This is a genomic window from Microbacterium sp. UBA837 (assembly GCF_002296025.1).
In the GTDB taxonomy this organism is placed as follows: Bacteria; Actinomycetota; Actinomycetes; order Actinomycetales; family Microbacteriaceae; genus Microbacterium.
The window spans coordinates 1-22038 of sequence record NZ_DBHD01000055.1 but is presented as its reverse complement, the minus strand read 5'-3'; the positions used below and the strand labels follow the sequence as shown (position 1 = coordinate 22038).

Sequence of the window (22038 nt, the reverse complement as noted above, 5' to 3'; positions counted from 1 at the left end):
CTCGTGCGTGCGGTCGAAGAACTCGGCGCGGTCGAGATCAACCTCAACCCCGACCCGTCCGGTGGCCTGTGGACTGCACCCGCGCTCACCGACCGCTCCTGGTACCCCGTCTACGAGAAGCTCGTCGAGTACGAGATCCCCGCGATGATCCACGTGAGCACCTCGTGCAAGCCGCAGTTCCACACCACCGGTGATCACTACCTCGGCGCCGATACGACTGCCTTCATGCAGCTGCTCAAGGGCGATCTGTTCCGCGACTTCCCCGACCTGAAGTTCGTCATCCCGCACGGCGGCGGCGCCGTCCCCTATCACTGGGGCCGGTTCCGGGGACTCGCGATGGCCCTCGGCAAGCCCGAGCTCGAAGAGCACCTGCTGAACAACGTGTTCTTCGACACCTGCGTCTACCACCAGCCGGGCATCAACCTGCTCACCGAGGTCATCCCAACCGAGAACATCCTGTTCGCAAGCGAAATGATCGGGGCCGTGCGCGACATCGACCCGCGCACCGGCCACTACTTCGACGACACCAAGCGCTATGTCGACGCGACCCCGAACCTGACGGATGCCGAACGCGAGCTCGTCTTCGAGGGCAACGCCCGCCGGGTCTACCCGCGGCTGGATCGCGCGCTTGCGGCGCAGGGGAAGTGAGAGGACCATCATGCGACTGAACAACCTCGGCATCGTCCGCACGAAGATCGAGCGGCCCGACCCCGCCGATGTCGCGCGCCTGTCACAGTTCGGTGTCGCGACGATCCATGAGGCGATGGGCCGCGTCGGACTGCTTCGCCCCTACATCCGTCCCGCCTACACCGGGGCGAAGCTGTGCGGACCGGCAGTGACAGTGCTGCTGCAGCCCGGTGACAACTGGATGTTCCATGTTGCTGCCGAGCAGGTGCAGGAGGGTGACGTGATCGTCGCGGGCTGCACGACCGAGAGTGAAGACGGCTTCTTCGGCGAGCTCCTGGCCACCTCCCTCACCGCTCGGGGGTGCAAGGGCCTGGTCATCGACGGCGGCGTTCGCGACGTTGCCGACCTCGAGAAGATGAACTTCCCGGTCTTCTCGCGCGCGATCAACTCCAAGGGAACTGTCAAGGCGACCCTCGGCTCGGTCAACGTCGATGTCGTCGTCGCGAACGCCCTGGTCCACCCCGGCGATGTCGTTGTCGCGGATGTCGACGGTGTCGTGGTCGTGCCTCGCGAGCTCGTCGGCGCAGTGGCCGATGCCAGCCAGAAGCGCGAAGACAACGAAGAGTCCAAGCGCCAGAAGTTCCGCGAGGGCGTGCTGGGCCTGGATATCTACGGCATGCGTGAGCCGCTTGCCGCCGCCGGCCTCGAGTACGTGGAGGACTGACGATGGCCCACGGAGACACGAGCGGCGGGTTCGAGAAGACCCCCGGATGGCTGGACTGGTACGACGGTCCCTCGACGCCGAAATTCCGGGTGCCCGAGGGCGCGGTCGACGCGCACTGCCACGTGTTCGGACCCGGAGAGCAGTTCCCGTACGCCCCGGAGCGCAAGTACACACCGTGCGACGCCTCAGCCGACCAGCTCTTCGCGCTGCGTGATCAGCTCGGATTCGACCGGAACGTCATCGTGCAGGCCACCTGCCACGGCGCCGACAACCGCGCTCTCGTCGACGCGCTGCGCCGCAGCGAAGGCCGCGCTCGCGGGGTGGCCACGGTGCGCCGCGATGTGACGGATGCCGACCTCGCCGACCTGCACACTGCCGGTGTGCGCGGGGTGCGCTTCAACTTCGTCAAGCGACTGGTCGACCGTGTGCCGACCGATTCGCTGCAGGAGATCGTCGAGAAGATCGCGCCGCTGGGATGGCACGTCGTCATCTACTTCGAGGCCGAGGACCTACCAGACCTCTACGAGTTCTTCTCGAGCATTCCCACCGACGTCGTCGTCGACCACATGGGCCGGCCCGACGTCAGCAAGGATCCCGACGGTCCCGAGTTCGACCTCTTCCTGCGCTTCATGCGGGAGAACCCGAACGTGTGGACCAAGGTGTCGTGCCCGGAGCGGCTGAGCATCACCGGCCCCCGAGCTCTCGACGGTGAACAGCACGCCTACACCGATGTCGTGCCGTTTGCCCGACGCGTGGTCGAGGAATTCCCCGACCGCGTGCTGTGGGGAACAGATTGGCCCCACCCCAACCTCAAGGACCACATGCCCGATGATGGCTTGCTGGTCGATTACATCCCCCAGATCGCCACGACCGCCGAGTTGCAGCAGAAGCTGCTGGTCGACAACCCGCGGCGACTCTACTGGCCAGAAGGAGACTGACTATGGCACTCGACAAGCCCTACAAGAACGTTCCCGGCACGATCATTTTCGACGCCGAGCAGGCCCGCAAGGGCTACCAGATCAACCAGCTCTGCATGTCGTTCATGAAGCCGGAGAACCGCGAACGGTACCTCGCCGACCGTGAGGCCTACCTCGACGAATGGCAGCTGACACCCAAGGCGCGGCAGGCGATCCTCGACCTCGACCTCAACGCCGCGATGGAAGAAGGTGGCAACATCTACTTCCTCGCCAAGCTCGGAGCCACCCACGGTCTGAGCTTCCAGCAGATGGCCGGTTCCATGACCGGCATGAGCGAGGCCGCCTACCGCGACATGATGATCTCGGGCGGCCGCCGCCCCGAGGGCAACCGCATGAAGGACCTCGATGGCTGGACGCCGCCGCAGCCCGGCGAGAAGGCCGAGACGATGCGGCCGGATGCTCCCGCCAAGCTCACCTCGGCCTTGTACACCTCTCACGTGCCGGCAATCGGCGCGGCGATGGACCTCGGCAAGACCGAAGAGCCGTACTGGAAGAAGGTCTTCGACGGCTACACCTGGACCCGCAAGTGGGCCAAGGAGAACACGCCAGACGTCGTCATCCTGGTCTACAACGACCACGCCACGGCTTTCGACTCCTCGCTGATCCCGACGTTCGTGCTCGGTACGGGCGCTGAGTACCCCGTCGCCGACGAGGGCTACGGCCCCCGCCCGGTGCCCGACGTCAAGGGTTACCCGGAGTTCGCTGCCCACCTGGCACAGTCGGTCATCCAGGATGACTTCGACCTGACCCTCGTGAACGAGATGGTCGTCGACCACGGACTCACCGTGCCGCTCTCGCTCGTGTACGGCCAGGTCGAGGAATGGCCGGTCAAGGTCATCCCGCTCGCGGTCAACGTCGTGCAGTACCCGGTACCGTCGGGTCGCCGCTGCTACGAGCTCGGCAAGGCACTGCGCCGCGCCATCGACAAGTGGGACGGCCCCGAGCTGAACGTGCAGATCTGGGGCACCGGCGGCATGAGCCACCAGCTCCAGGGCCCGCGCGCCGGGCTCATCAACCAGGAATGGGACAACGCGTTCCTCGACATGCTGATCTCCGACCCGCTGGGCCTGACCGAATGGCCGCACATCGACTACGTCGACGAGGCCGGTTCGGAAGGCATCGAGCTGGTCATGTGGCTCATCGCCCGCGGCGCGATGGACGACCAGTTCGGTGGCGGCGCTCCCGAGGTGAACCACCGGTTCTACCACGTACCCGCCTCGAACACGGCTGTCGGTCACCTCGTCATCACCAACCCCGTCGCAGCCCCCACGGCCGACGCCGAGGTCGAAGAAGAGAAGGTTCCTGTCGGCGCAACGGCCTGACAGGCTGACCATAGACCCGCTCCGTGGGGATCGATCGCGCGATCCCCACGGAGCGCACCACGTTCGAAGGAGGACACCGAATGAGCAGTGACAAGGTCCGAATCGCCGTTGTCGGCGCGGCAGGCGCCTTCGGCATGAAGCACCTCGACGGCCTGGCCAACATCCCCGACGCAGAGGTGACGGTCGTCAGCGGCACCAAGCCCGAGGCCACGCAGGCCGTCGCCGAAAAGTACGGGGTTGCGAACGCCGTCGTCGGTTACGACGCCGTCCTCGAGCGCGATGACGTGGATGCCGTCATCCTCGCCACCCCCACCGGGATGCACGCGTCGCAGACGCAGGCAGCGCTCGCCGCAGGTAAGCACGTGCAGGTCGAGATTCCGCTGGCCGATTCACTTGCGGATGCCGAAGCCACCCTCGCCGCCGCCGAGGCATCCGATCGCGTCACCATGGTGGGACACACCCGCCGGTTCAATCCGTCGCACCAGTGGATCCACCAGCGCATCCAGAGCGACCAGTTCCACATCCAGCAGATGGATGTGCAGACCTACTTCTTCCGTCGCACCAACACGAACGCGAAGGGCGAGCCGCGGTCGTGGACCGACCACCTGCTGTGGCACCACGCCGCCCACACCGTCGACCTGTTCGCCTACCAGGCGGGGCGCATCGTCCAGGCCAATGCGATTCAGGGTCCCATCCACCCGGAGCTCGGGATCGCGATGGACATGTCGATCCAGCTCAAGGCTGAGACCGGCGCGATCTGCACCCTCTCGCTCTCGTTCAACAACGAGGGACCGTTCGGCACGTTCTTCCGCTACATCGGCGACACCGGCACCTACATCGCCCGCTACGACGACCTCGTGAACGGCAAGGAAGAGCCGATCGACGTGTCGCAGGTCGCGGTCAGCATGAACGGCATCGAACTGCAGGACCGCGAGTTCGTGGCTGCGATCCGCGAGGGACGCGAACCCAATTCGTCGGTGCGGCAGGTCTTCGACTGCTACCGCGTGCTCGGGATGCTGGAGGAGCAGCTCGCATGAACCTGCCCCGGTACGGGCTCGGATGCATGTCACTCAGTCACGCGTACGGGGTGGCGCCGCAGCCCGAGGAGGGCCTGCGGTTGTTGCAGACCGCGCTCGATGAAGGCGTCACGTTCTTCGACACCGCCACCCTGTACGGGGGCGGCCGCAACGAAGAACTCGTCGGCAAGGCCATTGCGGGCCGACGGGACGAGATCATCCTTGCCAGCAAGGGTGGGATGGCGATCGTCGACGGTTCACGCGTCATCGATGGTCGCCCTGAGACGCTGCGGGCGCAGGTGGATGCGTCGCTTCGCCGACTGGACGTCGACCACATCGACCTCTACTACCTGCACCGCTGGGACAAGTCGGTGCCGATCGCCGATAGCGTCGCGGCGCTCGCCGAAGCCGTTGATGCCGGCAAGATCGGTGCGATCGGACTCTCGGAGGTCTCGGTGGCGCGACTCCGGGAAGCGCAGCAGGTCGCGCCCATCGCCGCGGTGCAGAACGAATACTCCCTGTGGAGCCGGAATGCGGAGCTGGGCATGCTCGAGGCGACGAAATCCGACGGCATCGCACTCGTGGCGTTCTCGCCGGTCGCGCGGGGGTTCCTCGCCGATGCCGTCCACAACCCCGAGGAGCTCGTGGCCAAAGACATCCGCCGCGGGATGCCGCGGTTCCAGTCGCCGCACTGGGAAGCCAATGCAGCGCTGCTGCCGGCATGGCGCGCCCTCGCTGCTGAGGCAGGGGTCAGCCCGGCCCAGCTCGCGCTCGCGTGGCTGTCGTCTCGAGGTGAGCATGTCGTGCCGATTCCCGGGACGACGAACATCGACCACCTGCGCGAGATCATCGCCGCTGCGCAGCTCGAGGTCACGCCCGACATTCTGGAGCGCGCCGGCGAGCTCATCGGCACTGAAACCGTGTCGGGTCCCCGGTACCCGGCGAACAACGCTGTCGAGGTCGACACCGAGACTTTCGAGGATGCCGCGTGAAGGCCATTTCGTCGATGGCGACGCGGCTGCTGCTTGCCGACCTCATGGCGGCCGCCGACGATGCCGGGCTCGGGCACGTCGAGATCGAGTCGGTCGGTGGAGTCGACGCGGCTGACCGGGTCGCCGCCGGCGAAGAGTTCGACCTCGTCTTCCTTGCCGACGGTGCGCTAGCGAAGCTCGCCGCCGGCGGACACGTCGTGGCGGCATCCGTGGCGCCCCTCGTGCTGTCGCAGGTGGCAGTGGGCGCTCCGTCGGGCACTGACGCTCCGGCGACCGCGGTCTCCGATCCCGCATTCCCGGATGCCGCCGCTGTGCGGGAGGCGATTCGGGAGGCGAGGAAGATCGGGTACTCCACGGGGCCGAGCGGTACAGCGCTGGTGTCGATGATTGAGGACTGGGGCTTGAGCGCGGAAGTCGGTGATCGGCTGGTCCAGGCGAGGCCCGGCATCCCTGTCGCGCGCCTTCTCGCCGATGGCGACGTCGATCTCGGCTTTCAGCAGCTGAGTGAGCTCGTCGGCAGCCCGGGTGTCAGTGTGCTGGGCGTTTTGCCCCAGGACTGCGCGATCGACACCGTGTTCTCGGGTGCGATTGCCGCGACGTCGTCGGAGCCGGAGGGCGCGGCCGCAATCCTCGCCTTCCTGCGCACCGACGCTGCTCGCGACATCGCGCGCTCGCGCCACTTCGCGCCACCGCCCGCGCCGTAGCGCGCTGGCGGCGTCTTTCAGCTGGGCGCCCCGGCGATAAGAGCGCGGGCAACCCGGTCGCCGGAAACCAGCGCGCCCTGAATCGACGCGGTGTCGCGGTGATCGCCCGCGATGTAGACGCGTTCCGAGAGTTGCGCGCGCGTGACGGTTCGCAGCGGCACTGACTGCGCCGGCAGCGCGTGCGGGATGTCATCGCGTCGCAACAAGCGCCAGTCAGTGGCATCCGTACCCCAGATCTGAGAGGCGTGCCGCCGTACCTGCGCCTCGGTCGGAGAATCGAAGGAACCTCGGTGTGTCGCCGGCGGCAGCAGGCAGGTCGCCTGGACGAGGTGCATGCCCTTCGGCGCATACGAGGGCACGGCGTGCGACATCACCGCCGTGTTCACGACCGGTCCGGCGCGCGTGCCGTCCACCGCGATCATGCCGGATGCCGACGGCGCGGCGTCCGTCGCGAACCACCACGTCTGCAGGCCGCGGGTCCTCGGCACGGGAATCGGCGCGAGTCCTGATGCCGCCTCCGGTCCGACGGCGACGATCACCGCGTCAGCGCTCACCGGGTCTGCCCCGGCAACAGCGACCTCGACGCCCGCGGCAGTCTCACGGAGGGCGGTCACGCGACGCTGCACGGCGATTTCGGCGCCGAGCGTCCGGGCGTAGGCGGCGAGCTGTTCGGGAAGGGCCTGGATGCCGCGCTCGGGCAGGCCCGGGCGGCCCAGCGCGAACATGCGAATCAGCAGCCGAACGAAGGCGTCGGAGGTCTCGAAGCTCCCGTCAGCGATGACGCCGGAAAGGAACGGCTCGAGCACCGCGGTTCTCAGCGGGCCGGTCAGTCCGGCACGATCCCACGCCTCATGCACCGGCAGATCGCGGCCGGCGGCGGCTTGGCGGATCACGCGCCGGGGAGCGCTGAGCGCCGTTGCGGCCCAACGCACCAGTCCGGCAACGTCCCGTGGCGCGAGAAGACCACTGCGAAGTGTCGCGGCGAGAATCGACGGATGCCGGCGCGGATCTGCCAGCGTCGCGAGGCCGCGCTCGCGCCGCACCTGCACCCCGACGGGGAACGGCTTCAGGCGTAGCGCCTGAATGTCCACCCAGCGCCGCACCGCGGGATAGGCGGGATTGAGCACTTGGAACCCGCGATCAAGCAGAAAGCCGTCGACGGCGTCAGTGCGCTGCCGGCCACCGACGGTGTCTGCAGCCTCGAGAACGACAACGTCGCGTCCGGCGTGTCCGAGCGTGATCGCTGCCCGAAGTCCTGCCAGCCCGGCACCGACAACGACCACATCATGCTGCGGCGTTCGTGCCATGACTGTCCTCCGGGCTCAGTACTACGACGCTACGGTGCCACGAGTCCCGCGGAACCCATGATCTTCTCGGGCCGCAGCTCGATCGCCACCCGGCGCGGATTGGGCTGCGGCTGCCGGTACCGCGCCGCATAGAGTTCCACGGCGCGCGCGACGGCATCCGGATCGCGCGACACCGTCGCGTGCCCCGCAATGCTCAGCCACTGAGGGCCCGCGATCTGCGCGACGGTAGCGCGACCATCCCGTTCGATGTTGCGCACCTTCTGGCTACCGTCCATCGTGATGATCCGCACCAGACCGTCTGCGAAGCTGAATCCGACCGCGACGACGTGGAGGAGCCCGGAGGGCGCGAGCGTCGACAGTGTTGCGAGGTGGTAGTCCGAGACGAAGCGCTGCCCGTCGTGGGTGAGAGCCGTGGCCATGCCCTCGATCCTGCCGCACCAGCGTCGACAGAGCGCGCCACATCGTGTGAGACTCGGGGCACCATGCCTCCGAATCCCGACGATCTTCGCGATCTCGCGCTCCTGCGCCGCGTCCGGGACCGCATCGACCGCGAGTACGCCGCGCCCCTGGGTGTCGAGGAACTCGCCCGGGGCGCCCACATGTCAGCGGGGCACCTGAGCCGAAAGTTCAAGGCGGCCTTCGGTGAGAGCCCGTACTCGTACCTCATGACCCGCCGGATCGAGCGCGCCATGACACTGCTGCGACGGGGAGATCTCAGCGTCACCGAGGTGTCGCTGGCGGTGGGTTGCGCGTCCCTCGGCACCTTCAGCACCCGGTTCACCGAGCTCGTCGGAATGCCGCCGAGTGCTTATCGGGCGCTCGCCGAACATGACGCGGCGGGCCTGATTCCCTGTGTCGCGAAACAGGTCACGCGGCCGATCCGGCGCTGACCGCAGCATCCCAGCGCTGAAGCGCGCGCAGCGCGAGAAACGTCACCCACTTCGACGGTTCACCCGGTTCGACGTCCAGGGGGAACCACACTGCGCCCTCGAGTTTGTCGCCTTGCAGCCATCTGCCGTCGGGCTGCCGCGCGTCCCGAACTCTGTCGATGGTCTCGGCAATGCGGAGGTCGGGTCGAACGCCGTCGTGAGCGGCAGCCTCGGAGAAGTAGTCGACGGCCTTCAGCGCCGTATGCGGGTGCCGGTAGGGGTACATCAGCAGATCCGCCCACGTCCCCACCGGCTCGCCCGTCGACAGGCGGTAGCGCAAGCGGCGCTCGAGCAGATACTCCTCCCCGCGATGACGGACCTTCGCCAGGGTGTCATCGCCCGTGAGTTGCTCATACGCCAGGATGCCGCGCACCGGTCCACGGCTGGCCTGGTCCCTCGCCCGTATACCCCGCCGGAAAGTAGGCGCCCCCAGCCCACTGGCCATCGGCATCCTGCAGCGCGAGCAGCCGCGCGGCGTCGCCTTCATGCGCCATGCTCGCCCGCGTCGCCTGCCACACCTCTTCGGGCGCACCCGTCAGATCGCGCTGCACCTGCCACCGCAGTGTGGGGTCGGAATCCAACAGCCACTGCTCGAGCTCGTCACGGTCCATGCCCGAAGGGTAAGTCACGCCGCCGACACGCGACAGTGGGTCGCGGGCGCCCCTATCGGTCACGAATCGAGAAGCGCACACCGGATGCGGCCACTACCGTGACGGGTATGCAGACCACTATTCACTCGAGCTTTCTTCCTCATCTCGAGCCCGAGCAGTCGCTCGCCTTCTACCGCGACGTTCTCGGGTACGAGGTGCGGCTGGATGTCGGGTACGAGGACCTGCGCTGGATCACGGTCGGTCCGGCAGGCCAGCCCGACACCGCGATCGTGCTGCATCCGCCGGCCGCTACCCCCGGACTGACCGACCAGGAGCGCACGACACTGCTGGAGCTGATCGCGAAGGGCTCGTACTTCGGGATCAACCTGGCAACCCGCGACCTCGACGCAACCTTCGCGGCTCTCGAGGCCGCCGGTGCCGAGATCGTGCAGGAGCCGATCGATCAGGACTACGGCGTGCGGGACTGCGCGGTGCGCGACCCCGCCGGCAACCTCATCCGCATTCAGCAGCTCACCGACTGACGCGTCGCACTCCCGGGCTGTAGATCACGCGAAGGCTGCCTCGACCGCCGCCTCGATGTGCAGGCGGGCGGTCGGGAACACCGGGACGGGGCAGTCCTCCCCCGTTACGAGCAGTTCGATCTCGGTGCAGCCCAGGATGATTCCCTCAGCACCATCGGCGACCAGGCCCTCGATGATCCGGCGGTACGAAGCGCGGGACTCGTCGCTGACAATGCCCATGGCGAGCTCGTCGAAGATCACGCGGTGCACGAGTTCGCGGTCCCTATCACCGGGGATGACGACGTCCAAGCGGTGTTCGGCCAGGCGTTCCCGGTAGAAGGTCTGCTCCATCGTGAATGCCGTGCCCAAGAGCCCGACCCGAGACAGTCCGGCGGCGCGGACCGCAACTGCAGCGGCATCCGCGATGTGCAGCAGCGGAACATCGATCGCCGCAGAGACCTCTGGTGCGACCTTGTGCATCGTGTTGGTGCAGATGAGCACCATCTCGGCGCCGGCATCCTGCAACCCGCGCGCGTGAGTCGCGAGAAGGTCGGCCGCATCGCCCCACCGATCCTCGCGTTGCATCAGGCCGATCTCGGCGAAGTCGACGGAGTCAAGCAGGATCTTCGCGGAGTGCAGCCCGCCCATCCGATCGCGCACCGTCTGGTTCGCGATGCGGTAGTACTCCGCGGTGGATTCCCAGCTCATGCCGCCCAGCAGGCCGATGGTTTTCATGCTTCAACAAGACCACCGCGCGATACTTCAGCACAACGGCATACTTGTATGAAGAAACCAAAGCAGTGCTAATGAATGGGGTGACATGGAACCGCACGAGACGCACGCCGACCTGGATGCGCCGCGCGCCCTGCCGGCGCTCGACCCCCGCAGCATCCTGATCTTCCGCGAGGTCGGACGCACCGGATCACTCACCGGCGCTGCTCAGGTGCTCGGCTGGACGCAGCCGGCGGTCAGCCAACACGTCCGGCGCCTCGAAGCGGTCGCCGGCGTTCCCCTCCTTGCGCGGGAGGGCCGCGGGGTGGTCGTGACGGATGCCGGACGCGCCCTGCTGCGTCACGCCGACGCCCTCGCTGCAGCTCTGCATGACGCCGAGCACGAGCTCGCCGACCACGCTCACCTGCGCGCGGGCCGCGTGAGGATCGCATCCTTCCCTTCGGCCAGCGCCACGATCGCGGCGCGTGCGGTCAGCGACCTGGCCGAGAGGTTTCCGGGGATCGATCTGCGGCTGGAGCAGCTCGAACCACCCGAGGCCCTCCGCGCGCTCGAGGAGGGGGCGTGCGATATCGCCATCGTCTTCGAGTACGACGATGGACACGTCTCGGTTCCGGCCGACGCTGATCGCACCCCCCTCGGGGTTGATCCACTCCAGATCGTCCTTCCCCCCGGGCATCCGCTGACGGCGCGGTCCGAGATCCGGCTCGACGATCTTGCCGACGAACAGTGGGTGACCGGATGCATCAGCTGCCGCAAACACCTGTTGACCTCGACCTCGGCTGCGGGGTTCACTCCCGACATCCGTCACAGCACTGATGACTACGTCGTCGTGCAGGCACTGGTCGCCACGCGCATGGCAGTCGCCGTCCTTCCCTCCCTCGCCCTTCGTGCGAGCCGAAACCCCGACGTGACCGTGCATCCGCTCGCCGACCATGCTCCGCGCCGTGTCTCGGCCATCACGCGGCGCAGTGCTCGGTCAGTGCCGTCGGTGGGCGCCGCGCTCGCTGCAATACAGCGGGCAGCCCAGGCCCTGGAAAGGGTCTGACCTCGGCATCCGACCCCGCTTCCCCGTGCCCGCGGAAGAATGGGCCCATGGATGCCGCACCGCGCCCGCTGACCGAAATGCCCGACCCGCAGTACGTCATGGTGGGCGAGGGGTACCGCATCGCCACGTACTCGTGGGGCGATCCCGACGCCGAGACTGTGCTCGCGGTCCACGGGTTCTCGTCGAGCTGCCGCGACAACTGGGTGAACACCGGCTGGGTCCGCGACCTCACTCGCGCCGGATTCCGCGTTCTCGGCGTGGATCAGCGCGGACACGGTGCGAGCGACAAGCCGCACGATCCTCGCGCGTACGAGATGCCCGCGTTCATCGACGACCTCGCAACAGTGCTCGACACGTACCTGATCGACTCCGCGCGCTACCTCGGCTATTCGCTCGGCGCTCGGGTTGGATGGCAGCTCGCTGTCGACCGCCCGCAGCTGGTGAGCCGTGCAGTTCTCGGCGGCATCCCCGACGGCACGCCGCTGGCACGCCTCCAGCTCGACCAGGCGAAGGCGTATGTCGCCGACGGCACTCCGGTGACCGACAAGGTCACCAACAACTACGTGACCCTGGCCGAGCGAGTCCCGGGCAACGATCTGACAGCTCTCGTCGCGCTCGCCGAGGGAATGCGTTTCGGTGAGGACGGCGACCCCGACCCCGACCGGCCTCCGCAACAGCCCGTGCTGTTTGCGACCGGCAGCGAAGACGCGATTCTTCCGCGGTCGCGGCGCCTTGCCGAGGCGACTCCGAACGGCACGTTCGTCGAGATCCCCGACCGGCACCACTTCAACACCCCAGGGTCCCGCGACTTCCGGGCCGCCGGCGTCGAGTTCTTCGCCACGAGTGATTGACTGAGCGCGTGAGCGAGCTTCTCGCGCAGTGGCAGATGATCCCCTTCGAGCACGAGGGGGTACGCCACGACGTCTACTACCGGGGCGACGGGCCGGGAGTCATCCTGGTCCCCGAGTTACCGGGAGCCACCCCCGAGGTGATCGCTCTCGGGGAGCGCCTGGTTGCGGCCGGTTTTCGGGTCGCGATGCCGTCGGTGATCGGCACGCCGGAGCGTCCCATCAGCGGCGGATACATCGCGGGCTCGGCGCTTCGTATGTGCGTCTCGCGGGAGTTCGCGGCCTTCGCGCGCCGCGCCGACCGGCCGATCGCCCATTATCTGCGGGCACTCGCCCGCCAACTGCATGCCGAATGCGGCGGGCCCGGTGTGGGCGTGATCGGGATGTGCTTCTCGGGCGGATTCGCGCTCGCCGCAGCAGCTGACGAGAGCGTGCTGGCCCCGGTGCTTTCGCAGCCGGCGATGCCGCCGCCGATCGGGGCAGGTAAGTCGGCGACGGGTCTGAGCGTTATCGAGGAGGCGGCGGTCAGCCGTCGCGCCGCGGACGGCCTGTGTGCGCTCGGGCTTCGATTCACACAGGACCGCAGCGTGCCACCGGAGCGCTTTGCCGCATTCGAGCGTCTGCTCGGCGACGGATGGCGCGCCTTCGAGATCGATTCGTCACCGGGCAATCCCGACGGCATCCCGGCGAACGCGCACTCGGTACTGACGGATGCCTCGGCAGACGTCCCCGCCCACCCGACCCATCGCGCGAACGAACTCCTGGTCGACTTCCTGCGCGAGCGCCTGACCGGTTAAGGCGTCGAGCCCTCAGATCGCGAGGTCGGCATCCTCCACCAATACCAAACGAGCCAGCACGCGCCGAACGAGCCGGCAGTGCGGGCTGGCTCAGCGGGATCGGGCTTGTTCGCGGGGGTTCGACGGGCGTCAGCCGCCTCCCGCGGGGCGGCGCATCGGTACGTGCGGGATGTCGTCCTCCGAGAACGCCGGACCCGATACCTCGAACCCGAAACGCGCGTACCAGTCGGCGAGCTGAGATTGTGCGTCGAGCACGATCGGCACCCCGGGTTCCCGCTCCTCGCATCGAGCGACGGCGCGACGCATGAGCTCTGCCGCGATGCCGCGCCCGCGGGCTGCGGCGTCAGTGGCAACCCGCCCGATGCGCATCTCGGTCGGGTCCACGAGGATGCGCAGGGTGGACAGCACCTCATCGCCGTCGCTCGCCCACATCAGCTCCGCGCCGGGCTCGATGTCGCGGCCGTCGAGTTCCGGGTAGGCCGCGCGCTGCTCGACCACGAACACGCGAAGCCGAAGCCACAGCATCCGGTACAGCGTCTCGGGCGGAACATCCGTGGCCGCAGCGCAGTGGTAGGAGACGGGCATGGCCATACCCTAGAGCCTCCCGCAGGATGCGCCGCGGCCCGCACGTCGGCGGCGGGTGGCAGAGTGGATGCATGCAGCAGCGCCCCCTCGGAAGAACTGGCCGTCTCGTCTCGGCAATCGGCCTCGGTACGTGGCAGCTTGGCGCCGACTGGGGCGCGGTCGACGAGGATGACGCGCTGGCGGTGCTCGCAGCATCCGCCGACGCCGGCGTGACGCTCTTCGACACCGCGGACGTGTACGGAGACGGCCGGTCGGAGAAGCTCATCGGCCGCTTCCTCGCGTCGCGACCCGATCACGGCATCACCGTGGCGACGAAGATGGGACGCCGCGTCGACCAACTGCGCGAGAACTACACCGAAGAAGCCTTCCGGGGCTGGACCGAGCGCTCCCGTGAGAACCTCGGCGTCGACACCCTCGACCTCGTGCAGCTGCACTGTCCGCCTACCGACGTCATCGCTGCCGACGACCTCTTCGATGCGCTCGACCGGCTCGTCGAAGACGGCCTCATCGCCGCTTACGGCGTATCGGTGGAGACGTGCGAGCAGGCGCTCGCCGCCATTGCGCGCCCGGGCGTGACAAACGTGCAGATCATCTTCAATCCCTTCCGACTCAAGCCGCTCGACGAGGTGCTCCCGGCAGCAGCCGCCGCCCAGGTCGCGATCTTCGCGCGGGTGCCGCTGGCCTCCGGGCTGCTCTCGGGCAAGTACACGACGGCCACGACATTCGCCAGCGATGACCACCGCTCGTACAACCGTCACGGCGAGGCGTTCGACCGCGGCGAGACGTTCTCGGGCGTCGACTTCGAGGTCGGGATCGCCGCGGCATCCGAGCTGGCTGCCGCGCTGCCCGAGGGAGTCTCACTTCCCGCAGCGAGCCTGGCCTGGATCGCCGCCCAGCCCGGCATCACCTCTGTGATCCCCGGCGCACGGACGCCTCAGCAGGCTGAGGCCAACGCTGCCGCAGGGGCTCTGCTCGAGCCCGGCGCGTTCGATCTCGAAGGGTTCGACGCGGCGGTTCACGGGGTTTACGACCGTCACCTGCGCGACGAGATCCACCCCCTGTGGTGACCCAGCGCCCCCGTCGGTGCATGGCCGCGGGGTGAGCGCGAAGCCCGGGCCCGCCGATCAGGCACGCCGCGACGAATAGACTTGAGTGTTGTGACCAGCGCTGCACCCCTCCGCACCCTCGAGGTGAGGCATCTTCAGTTGGCGCGAGCCTTCTTCGCCGCGCTGGCGGCTGTCATGATCACCTTCTCCCCCGATCATTCCGCTGCCGTCGGCCTCGCCGTGTTCAGTGGCTTCGCGATCGCGACGGGTCTGGTGTGGTTCGCCGCGGTGTGGCTGATCTTCCCGAAGGGCGACCGGTGGGCAGCGGTGCTGCTCGGCATTCTCGCTCTCCTCGCCGGAATGGCAACCGGGATGCCGGGCCTTCGAACCGACACGATGTTCTTCGTCGCCGTGATCGCTTGGGCTGTGCTCAGCGGCATCGTCGAACTCGTCGCGGGTATCCGAGCGCGACGGATGACACACCTGCCGCGCTCGCAGAGTCGCGACGCGATCTTCGTCGGTGCCCTGGGCATCCTGCTCGGACTGGGGCTCGTCGCGGTGCCGGTGCAGTACGCCCTCACCTACACGATCGAAGAAGCAGGACAGACTTTCACCCTGACCGGAATCACCATCGCCGTCGGCATTTTCGGTGGTTACGCCGCGATCGTCGCCGTGTACCTCGGAATTGCTGCGTTCTCGCCGCGCCAGACGGATGCCGAGGCCGCGGCGGCGGTCACCGAAGCGACGGCCGAGAGGAAGCCATGACCGACAAGCCCTCGCGCCGGGAGATCATGCGCCCCGTTCAGCTCTTGGGGCTCGCCTTCGCTGCGGCCCTCTTCGCGGGAATCGTGACGCTCGTCTCGATGGGGTTCTTCCAGCAGATTCCCGCCGAAGACGTGCAGAACGCTTTGGTCGTTGCGCTCATCGTCGCGGGAGTGACCTTTGTGGTCACCCTCGTCGCGCTCGCACTCCTGCTGCTGGCGATCGACCCCGCGCAGGTGACCAAGACCATTGATCGACCCGTGCTGCTGGACGACGAGCCCGACGGCGACGCGGCATCGGCGACCGCGCCCGATGACCGCGAGGCCGGCGGCTCCTCAGCACCAACCGCCTAAAGCTCAGCCGGGGCTCACTCGATCTCGGAGACGAGGTCCGATGCGAGACCCGTATACGAGGCGGGCGTGAGGGCGAGCAGGCGCTCCTTCGCGGCATCCCCGATGTCGAGACCGCGCACGAACTCCGCGAGCTCGGCGACGCCAACGCGCCGCCCCCGTGTGAGGTCCTTCAGCAGCGCGTAGGGGTCGCTGATCTGCGAGCGTCCGGCCACGATCTCAGCGCGCACCACGGTCTGGATCGCCTCGGCCAGGACCTCCCAGTTACCCTCGAGGTCGGCATCCAGCGCGGCTTGCGCGAGCGAGATCTCGGTGAGTCCCCGGGCGAGGTTGTCGAGCGCGAGCAGCGAGTGCCCCAGGGCGACGCCGATATTGCGCTGCGTCGTGGAATCGGTGAGGTCCCGCTGCAGCCGCGAGGTGACGAGTGTTTGCGCCAGCGTGGCCAGCAGTCCACCCGAGATCTCGAGGTTCGCCTCGGCGTTCTCGAAGCGGATCGGGTTGATCTTGTGCGGCATCGTCGACGAGCCGGTCGCGCCGGCCACCGGGATCTGCGAGAAGTACCCGAGCGAGATGTAGGTCCAGACATCGGTCGCGAGATTGTGCAGGATGCCGCCCGCGTGCCGGATCCGGTCGTAAAGCTCGACCTGCCAGTCGTGCGACTCGATCTGGGTCGTCAGGACGTTGAACCCGATCCCGAGCGACTCGATGAACTCGCGCGAGAGGGCCGGCCAGTCGGTGTCGGGCTCAGCGGCGAGGTGGGCTGACCAGGTTCCGGTGGCGCCCGAGAACTTCGCGAGGAACTCGGATGCCGCGATCTGCCGCTCGACCCGCTCGAGTCGCCACACGAAGACGGCGAGCTCCTTGCCCATCGTTGTGGGGGTCGCCGGCTGCCCATGGGTGCGCGAGAGCATGGGAGCGTCCCGGTGCTCGTGGGCGAGGGCGGCGAGCCGGTCGATCACGACGCGGAGTCGGGGCAGCCAGACCTGGACGACGGCGCGCTGCACCGTGAGTGCGTAGGAGGCCGAGTTGATGTCCTCGCTCGTGCACGCGAAGTGGGTCAGTTCGGCGATCTGCTCGAGTCCGAGCTCGCTGAGCCGGTCGCGAACGAGGTACTCGACGGCCTTCACGTCGTGGCGGGTCACTGACTCTTTCTCGGCGAGCCACGCGATCTCGTCGGCGCCGAAGCCGCGGTACAGCGCGCGAAGGCGCTCCTTCTGCGTCTCCTCGAGCGGTGCTGTGCCGAACAGGGAACGGTCGGTGAGGGCGATCAGCCACTCGACCTCGACCTCGACGCGGGCACGGTTGAGGCCGGCCTCCGAGAGATAGTCGCTCAGGGGTGCCACCGCGGCGCGGTACCGTCCGTCGAGGGGACTCAGCGGCTGATCGCCGAACGAGCTGGCGTCGTGCTCACGGGGCAGGGAGGTCACGGTACTCCTGTCGGATCTGCGGTCCGGGCTCCCGTCGCGCCGGGCGATGATCGCCTCAGGGCGCGGGGCGAAGCGCCGGCTCCAGCTGGCGGAAGAGTGCGCGGCTGGCGTTCTCGATCATACCGAGCACCTCGTCGAACATCGCCTCGTCGGCGTAGTACGGGTCGGGCACATCGAGGGTCGGGGCCCCGGCATCGAACGACATGAGCAGAGAGATCTTGTCGGCATCCGCGTCCGAGTGTGCCCAGCCGCGCAGGATCCGCTCATGGCTGCGATCGAGGGCAAGCACCAGGTCGCTGCGAGCGAAATCGGCCCTGCCGAACTGCCGTGCGCGATGGCGCGCGCCGTCGTAGCCGCGCCGGGCCAGCGCCTCAATGGTGCGTTCGTCGGCGCGCTCGCCGACATGCCAGTCTCCCGTGCCGGCGCTGGTGGAGAGCACGCGGTCGCCGACGCCCGCACTGTCGGCCAGGGCGCGGAACACGACCTCGGCCATGGGAGACCGGCAGATGTTGCCGGTGCAGACGAAGACGACGCGAAACGGCTCGACGGCGTTCGCAGTCATGCGTTCATTCATACCCCTCCTGCCCGGCGATCGCATCAGTTCGTCGCCTCCTCCCCGGTTTCGCCGGGGGCCGAACCGTCGACAATACGTGACGGATGCCGCATCCCGCGCCCCGAGGGTCAGCGACCGTGGACGAATGGATGAGCTGTGTGCGTCACCGGCGGCCGGTGCCGTGCGGGCACAGCTCGCGGCGCTCGCGTCGTGGGCTGACGACCTCGCTGCCGACGCCGAGGCGATCGCGCGGGTCAGTGGCTGGGAGACGCCGGCCGTCGCCGAGTTCCAGACCGAGATGGCGGAGCTTGTGGCCGCGCTGCGCGGCCTGCGAGAGCGCGCCCTCGATCTGCGCGCCGACGTCGGAGCGCCGCATCCGTGGTCCATCGCGGGCGGGTACCCCGGCTTCGGTCTGGCCGGAGCTGGGGCGTGAGCGATCTGGAGATCCGCAGCGGCGGTGCGATCGCCGTCGACACCGAGCTGTTGCGAGCGGTTGCCGGGCGGCTGCGCGAGTTCGGCATCCGTCTGGGCGAATTCGCGGACCGGGCGCGCTGGGTGGCAACGGATGCCGCAGCCACCGCGACCCGGTTCGGCATTGACCTCGAGGCGCGGTGGCTCGCAAGCGGCGCTGACCGGGCTGCGGAGCAACCGGCGGCGCTCGCGGCAGCCCTCGACGGGCTCGCTGCAGCGTATGAGCTCATCGAACTGCGGGCGCAGCACGCGGCAGCGGCCGCCGCCGGTGATGCCGATGCGGCGCGAGCGATCGAGTCGCGGATGGCGTTGCTTGAGCAGGAGTACCCGGACGCCGCGCGCGCTGCCGACACCGCGGTGCGCGGGTGGCGCAGCGGCGGGCCGATCGAGATGGCCCGCCAGGCTGCGGCTGCGACGTGGTGGATTCCCGGGATGGCCCTTCCCCTGGCCGTCGGCACCGGCGTGCTCTGGGGCGGGGTGGCGCTCGCGGGTTTCGGTCGGATGTCGCGGGCGCCGGTCTCGCCGGGCGCTCCGGCGGCGGATGCCGCGGCCACGGCGCCCTCGACATCAGTGCCCGGGCATCGCGGCGGGACCCGGCACCCGCCCACGGCACCTCCAGCCACGCCGCCCGGAGCCCCTACCGCGCCGACTACCGTGCGCGCAGTAGCTCCAACCCCCTCATCAGCGTTGGCATCGGGGCCGTTGACGGGTTTGGCGGATGCCGCCCGCCGCGTGCCCGGCGCCGCTGAGGCCCGGGTGCGCGTCGAGCGTTACGCGATGCCCGGCGGCGGGTCGCAGGCGGCCGTCTACATCGCCGGGACACAGACCATCTCCGGCGGTTCGGGCGACCCGTTCGACATGCGCTCGAACCTCGAGCTGTACGGGGGTGAGAGATCGGCGTCCCTCGAGTCCGTCGAACTCGCCCTCCGCGAGGCAGGCGTGGCTCCCGGCGAGCCGGTCCACGTCTTCGGCCACTCGCAGGGAGCGATGCTCGCTTCTGCTCTCGCGATGGAGGGCACCTACGACGTGCAGACCCTCGTCACCTACGGCTCACCCGTCGAGGCAGCAGTGCCCGACAGCGTGCTCAGCGTCGGCATCCGTCACACCGACGATCCCGTCGCGGGGCTCGCCGGCGGCGGTCACGCCGAGACGGTGGGCGCGCCGGGAAGTTTCGTTGCGGAGCGGGTGGCCGACCCGACAGGCGGCGTGCAAGACCTGACCCTGGCAGCGCACGGCATCGAGCGGTACGCCGAGACGGCGGCGATGGTGGATGCCTCGAGTGACCCCCGCACTGCGGCGCTGCGGGAACTGTGGCGTGACCTCGGGTCGGCCGAGAGCGTGACCGTCACCGAATACGCCGCCGATCGAGGCGACAACTGAGGCCGACTCAGTCGTTGTTGCGGCGGGGACGAAGGAGGATCCCGATGAACCAGTTGATGATCGAGATCAGAAGGGCCGCGACCACACCCCACCAGAAGTCCTCGACTCGCAGACCCCAGTCCCACCACTGCGTGAACCAGGCGGTCAGCCACAGCAGGAAGCCGTTGATCACCAGCGAGATGAGCCCGAGCGTCAGGATGTAGATCGGGAAGGCGAGCACCTTGATTACCGTGCCGATGATGGTGTTCACAAGCGCGAAGATGAGCGCCACCAGCAGCAGCGTCAGCACCAACTGCAGCGTCTCCCCCGGTGCGAACGGGATGACAGTGACCCCGAGGGCAGGGATCAGGGTAACGATCCAGATCGAGAACGCGTTCACGACGATGCGGACGAGGAAACTCATGCCCGCAGTCTTTCACGAGGGTGCAGACAGGTAACAGCCCGGTCGCGCACTCGGGCCGGTCCTGAAACCGCCCCGGTCCTAAACTCATGGAGTGACCGAACCCCACCCGATCCCCGTTCGCGTACGCCCCGCGATCGCGGCGCTGCCCCCCTACAAGCAGGGCCGACAGGCGGCGCCAGACGCGTTCAAGCTCTCGAGCAACGAGAACCCGTACGACCCGCTCCCTGGCGTGATCGACGCGATGCGCGCGGTAACAGCGGTCAACCGCTACCCCGACGCGAGCGCTGCGCGGCTGCGGGATCGGATCGCCGCCGACTACGGTGTGAGCCCCGACGCCGTGCACATCGGCGCCGGAAGCGTCTCGCTCATCGCGCAACTCATCTCGGCGACCGCAGGTCCCGGCGACGAGGTGATCTACGCGTGGCGCTCTTTCGAGGCCTACCCGTCGCTGGTCGAGGTGTCGGGCGCGGCATCCGTGCGTGTGCCGCTCACCGCCGACGCGCGCCACGATCTCGCTGCGATGGCGGATGCTGTCACCGACCGCACCCGCACGATCCTGGTGTGCAGCCCCAACAACCCCACCGGTCCGGTGGTCACGCAATCCGAGTTCGATGACTTCGTCGCCCGGGTCCCCCGCGACGTGCTGATCGTGCTCGACGAGGCGTACGCGGAGTTCGTCACGGCCCCGGATGCCGTCGACGGCGTGCGGGTGCTGCAGGCCGGGCATCCGAATGTCGTCGTGCTGCGCACCTTCTCCAAGGCTTACGGTCTCGCGGGACTCCGCGTCGGCTACGGCATCGGTCACCCGCGGGTATTGGATGCCGCGCGCAGCACCGCCATCCCGCTCTCTGTCACCGCCCACGCTGAAGAGGCGGCCCTGGCGAGCCTCGACGCACGCGACGAGCTGCTCGAGCGGGTAGCCGAGATCGCCAAGCGCCGCGACGCGCTCGCGGCAGGCCTGCGGAACCAGGGATGGCGCGTCCCCGAGGCCCAGGGAAACTTCGTGTGGCTTGCCACCGGACCCGACACGCTGGCTGTGGCCGACGCCTTCCATGACGGCGGAATCGTCGTCCGGCCCTTCGCGGGAGAGGGTGTTCGCATATCCGTCGGAGAGCATGAGTCTGTGGACAGAGTGCTACGGATCGCGGGTTCCATTGTAGAGGACCTCCCGGAAGGGCACCCCGCACGCGGGTAGCGTAGGGACCGTGACCCAGCCAGAAGAACCTGAGCTCGTCCGCATCCTCGCCGCTGACGGCTCCCTCGCGCCCAGTCCGGCAGCCGAGCCGTACGGCGAGCTCGTGAACGCGCTCGCCGACTCCGACCTCGAGATGCTGTACCGCGACATGGTCGTCATCCGTGCGATCGACCGGCAGGCAACCAACCTCCAGCGCCAGGGACAGCTCGCACTCTGGCCCCCGAGCCTCGGACAGGAGGCAGCACAGGTCGGTTCGGCCCGCGCCGCCCGCGCGCAGGATCACCTCTTCCCCTCCTATCGCGAGCACGTCGTCACCCGAATCCGGGGCGTGGATCCGATCGGGATCATCAAGCTCATGCGCGGACTCTCGCACGGCGGATGGGACCCGACAGACCCGGCCAACGGCAACACCCACATCTACACGCTGGTGCTCGGGGCCCAGACGCTGCACGCCACGGGCTACGGCATGGGCCTGGTCTTCGACGGACGCTGTGGCACCGGCGACCTAGAGCGTGACGAAGCCGTCATCGTCTACTACGGCGACGGCGCCTCCAGCCAGGGTGATGTGCACGAGGCAATGGTCTTCGCTGCCAGTTACCGCACGCCCGAAGTCTTCTTCCTGCAGAACAATCAGTGGGCCATTTCGGTGCCGGTCGCGACCCAGTCCCGCACGCCGCTCGTGCGGCGCGGAGAGGGGTACGGGATGCCGAGCATCCGCATCGACGGCAACGACGT

The 22038-nt window shown here is 68.3% G+C and carries 28 protein-coding genes; 19 read left to right on the top strand and 9 right to left on the bottom strand.

Annotated features, from left to right (window positions below; genetic code table 11):
• The 7 genes from B3587_RS04400 to B3587_RS04370 all read left to right on the top strand — a co-directional run.
• Positions 1–648 (top strand): amidohydrolase family protein (locus tag B3587_RS04400; protein WP_292726808.1); only part of this gene is annotated, 648 nt, incomplete at its 5' end.
• A 10-nt stretch (positions 649–658) separates the two neighbouring features.
• Positions 659–1351, top strand: a complete 693-nt coding sequence (gene ligK, locus B3587_RS04395; protein ID WP_228179410.1) for a 4-carboxy-4-hydroxy-2-oxoadipate aldolase/oxaloacetate decarboxylase — start codon at positions 659–661, stop codon at positions 1349–1351.
• Positions 1352–1353: 2 nt separating this feature from the next.
• Positions 1354–2289, top strand: coding sequence for an amidohydrolase family protein (locus B3587_RS04390; RefSeq protein WP_292726807.1), 936 nt, complete (start codon positions 1354–1356; stop codon positions 2287–2289).
• Positions 2290–2291: 2 nt separating this feature from the next.
• A complete protein-coding gene (locus B3587_RS04385) occupies positions 2292–3650 on the top strand; it encodes a protocatechuate 4,5-dioxygenase subunit alpha/beta (RefSeq protein WP_228179408.1) in 1359 nt (452 codons plus the stop codon).
• Between the two features lie 80 nt (positions 3651–3730).
• Positions 3731–4687, top strand: a complete 957-nt coding sequence (locus B3587_RS04380) for a Gfo/Idh/MocA family oxidoreductase (protein ID WP_228179407.1) — start codon at positions 3731–3733, stop codon at positions 4685–4687.
• Positions 4684–5658, top strand: coding sequence for an aldo/keto reductase (locus tag B3587_RS04375; protein ID WP_228179406.1), 975 nt, complete (start codon positions 4684–4686; stop codon positions 5656–5658). Before B3587_RS04380 ends, B3587_RS04375 begins: the two co-directional genes overlap by 4 nt.
• On the top strand, positions 5655–6362 hold the full coding sequence (locus tag B3587_RS04370) for a substrate-binding domain-containing protein (protein WP_228179405.1): 708 nt from the start codon (positions 5655–5657) through the stop codon (positions 6360–6362). Before B3587_RS04375 ends, B3587_RS04370 begins: the two co-directional genes overlap by 4 nt.
• A gap of 17 nt (positions 6363–6379) precedes the next feature.
• Here B3587_RS04370 and B3587_RS04365 read toward each other — a convergent pair whose 3' ends face one another.
• Positions 6380–7669 carry an NAD(P)/FAD-dependent oxidoreductase gene (locus tag B3587_RS04365; RefSeq protein ID WP_292726806.1) on the bottom strand — a complete coding sequence of 430 codons (1290 nt, stop codon included), beginning with the start codon at positions 7667–7669 and terminating at the stop codon, positions 6380–6382.
• 29 nt (positions 7670–7698) lie between these two features.
• Positions 7699–8088, bottom strand: coding sequence for a TIGR03618 family F420-dependent PPOX class oxidoreductase (locus B3587_RS04360; protein WP_228179403.1), 390 nt, complete (start codon positions 8086–8088; stop codon positions 7699–7701).
• Positions 8089–8151: 63 nt separating this feature from the next.
• Between B3587_RS04360 and B3587_RS04355 the strand changes: the two genes are divergently transcribed.
• Entirely contained in the window at positions 8152–8559 is a 408-nt protein-coding gene (locus B3587_RS04355) for a helix-turn-helix transcriptional regulator (protein WP_228179402.1), read from the top strand.
• Here the strand turns inward: B3587_RS04355 and B3587_RS15885 are convergent.
• Together B3587_RS15885 and B3587_RS15880 are read right to left on the bottom strand one after the other, a co-directional pair.
• Entirely contained in the window at positions 8537–8971 is a 435-nt protein-coding gene (locus B3587_RS15885) for a hypothetical protein (RefSeq protein WP_375236654.1), read from the bottom strand. The genes B3587_RS04355 and B3587_RS15885 overlap by 23 nt on opposite strands.
• A complete protein-coding gene (locus B3587_RS15880; protein ID WP_414683113.1) occupies positions 8949–9209 on the bottom strand; it encodes a hypothetical protein in 261 nt (86 codons plus the stop codon). The genes B3587_RS15885 and B3587_RS15880 overlap by 23 nt, the downstream gene beginning before the upstream one ends.
• Positions 9210–9316: 107 nt before the next feature.
• On the opposite strand from B3587_RS15880, the gene B3587_RS04345 reads away from it, so the two are divergent.
• Complete coding sequence (locus tag B3587_RS04345) at positions 9317–9730, top strand: VOC family protein (RefSeq protein WP_228179401.1); 414 nt, start codon at positions 9317–9319, stop codon at positions 9728–9730.
• A gap of 24 nt (positions 9731–9754) precedes the next feature.
• Here B3587_RS04345 and B3587_RS04340 read toward each other — a convergent pair whose 3' ends face one another.
• Complete coding sequence (locus B3587_RS04340) at positions 9755–10444, bottom strand: aspartate/glutamate racemase family protein (RefSeq protein ID WP_292726805.1); 690 nt, start codon at positions 10442–10444, stop codon at positions 9755–9757.
• 85 nt (positions 10445–10529) lie between these two features.
• Here B3587_RS04340 and B3587_RS04335 point away from each other — a divergent pair, with 85 nt between their 5' ends.
• Genes B3587_RS04335 through B3587_RS04325 form a run of 3 tightly spaced genes read left to right on the top strand, consistent with a single transcriptional unit; the run spans position 10530 to position 13131 of the window.
• A complete protein-coding gene (locus B3587_RS04335) occupies positions 10530–11486 on the top strand; it encodes a LysR family transcriptional regulator (RefSeq protein WP_228179399.1) in 957 nt (318 codons plus the stop codon).
• A gap of 47 nt (positions 11487–11533) precedes the next feature.
• Positions 11534–12337 (top strand): alpha/beta fold hydrolase, encoded by an 804-nt coding sequence (locus tag B3587_RS04330; protein ID WP_228179398.1) that lies wholly within the window; start codon positions 11534–11536, stop codon positions 12335–12337.
• 8 nt (positions 12338–12345) lie between these two features.
• Complete coding sequence (locus B3587_RS04325; protein WP_292726804.1) at positions 12346–13131, top strand: dienelactone hydrolase family protein; 786 nt, start codon at positions 12346–12348, stop codon at positions 13129–13131.
• A gap of 129 nt (positions 13132–13260) precedes the next feature.
• On the opposite strand, the gene B3587_RS04320 is transcribed toward B3587_RS04325, so the two are convergent.
• The gene (locus B3587_RS04320) at positions 13261–13716 is read right to left on the bottom strand and encodes a GNAT family N-acetyltransferase (protein WP_292726803.1); all 456 of its coding nucleotides are present in this window, start codon (positions 13714–13716) and stop codon (positions 13261–13263) included.
• A 71-nt stretch (positions 13717–13787) separates the two neighbouring features.
• On the opposite strand from B3587_RS04320, the gene B3587_RS04315 reads away from it, so the two are divergent.
• The 3 genes from B3587_RS04315 (at position 13788) to B3587_RS04305 (ending at position 15877) form a co-directional block, all read left to right on the top strand.
• Positions 13788–14783: an aldo/keto reductase gene (locus B3587_RS04315; protein ID WP_292726802.1), complete on the top strand. Its 996-nt coding sequence runs from the start codon at positions 13788–13790 to the stop codon at positions 14781–14783.
• A 90-nt stretch (positions 14784–14873) separates the two neighbouring features.
• Complete coding sequence (locus B3587_RS04310) at positions 14874–15527, top strand: acyl-CoA synthetase (RefSeq protein ID WP_228179481.1); 654 nt, start codon at positions 14874–14876, stop codon at positions 15525–15527.
• Positions 15524–15877 carry an amino acid transporter gene (locus tag B3587_RS04305; protein WP_228179482.1) on the top strand — a complete coding sequence of 118 codons (354 nt, stop codon included), beginning with the start codon at positions 15524–15526 and terminating at the stop codon, positions 15875–15877. Before B3587_RS04310 ends, B3587_RS04305 begins: the two co-directional genes overlap by 4 nt.
• A 14-nt stretch (positions 15878–15891) precedes the next feature.
• On the opposite strand, the gene purB is transcribed toward B3587_RS04305, so the two are convergent.
• Both purB and B3587_RS04295 read right to left on the bottom strand, forming a co-directional pair.
• Positions 15892–17301 carry an adenylosuccinate lyase gene (gene purB, locus B3587_RS04300; RefSeq protein WP_292726801.1) on the bottom strand — a complete coding sequence of 470 codons (1410 nt, stop codon included), beginning with the start codon at positions 17299–17301 and terminating at the stop codon, positions 15892–15894.
• A 55-nt stretch (positions 17302–17356) separates the two neighbouring features.
• Positions 17357–17863 (bottom strand): low molecular weight protein-tyrosine-phosphatase, encoded by a 507-nt coding sequence (locus B3587_RS04295; RefSeq protein WP_292726800.1) that lies wholly within the window; start codon positions 17861–17863, stop codon positions 17357–17359.
• A gap of 136 nt (positions 17864–17999) precedes the next feature.
• Here B3587_RS04295 and B3587_RS04290 point away from each other — a divergent pair, with 136 nt between their 5' ends.
• Together B3587_RS04290 and B3587_RS04285 are read left to right on the top strand one after the other, a co-directional pair.
• Positions 18000–18287: a hypothetical protein gene (locus B3587_RS04290; protein ID WP_228179485.1), complete on the top strand. Its 288-nt coding sequence runs from the start codon at positions 18000–18002 to the stop codon at positions 18285–18287.
• A complete protein-coding gene (locus B3587_RS04285; protein WP_292726799.1) occupies positions 18284–19705 on the top strand; it encodes an alpha/beta hydrolase in 1422 nt (473 codons plus the stop codon). The genes B3587_RS04290 and B3587_RS04285 overlap by 4 nt, the downstream gene beginning before the upstream one ends.
• Positions 19706–19712: 7 nt before the next feature.
• Here B3587_RS04285 and B3587_RS04280 read toward each other — a convergent pair whose 3' ends face one another.
• Positions 19713–20108, bottom strand: a complete 396-nt coding sequence (locus B3587_RS04280; RefSeq protein WP_292726798.1) for a phage holin family protein — start codon at positions 20106–20108, stop codon at positions 19713–19715.
• Between the two features lie 91 nt (positions 20109–20199).
• Here B3587_RS04280 and B3587_RS04275 point away from each other — a divergent pair, with 91 nt between their 5' ends.
• Both B3587_RS04275 and B3587_RS04270 read left to right on the top strand, forming a co-directional pair.
• The gene (locus B3587_RS04275) at positions 20200–21303 is read left to right on the top strand and encodes a histidinol-phosphate transaminase (protein ID WP_292726797.1); all 1104 of its coding nucleotides are present in this window, start codon (positions 20200–20202) and stop codon (positions 21301–21303) included.
• 10 nt (positions 21304–21313) lie between these two features.
• The coding region (locus B3587_RS04270; protein WP_292726796.1) for a thiamine pyrophosphate-dependent enzyme at positions 21314–22038 on the top strand (725 nt) is incomplete at its 3' end.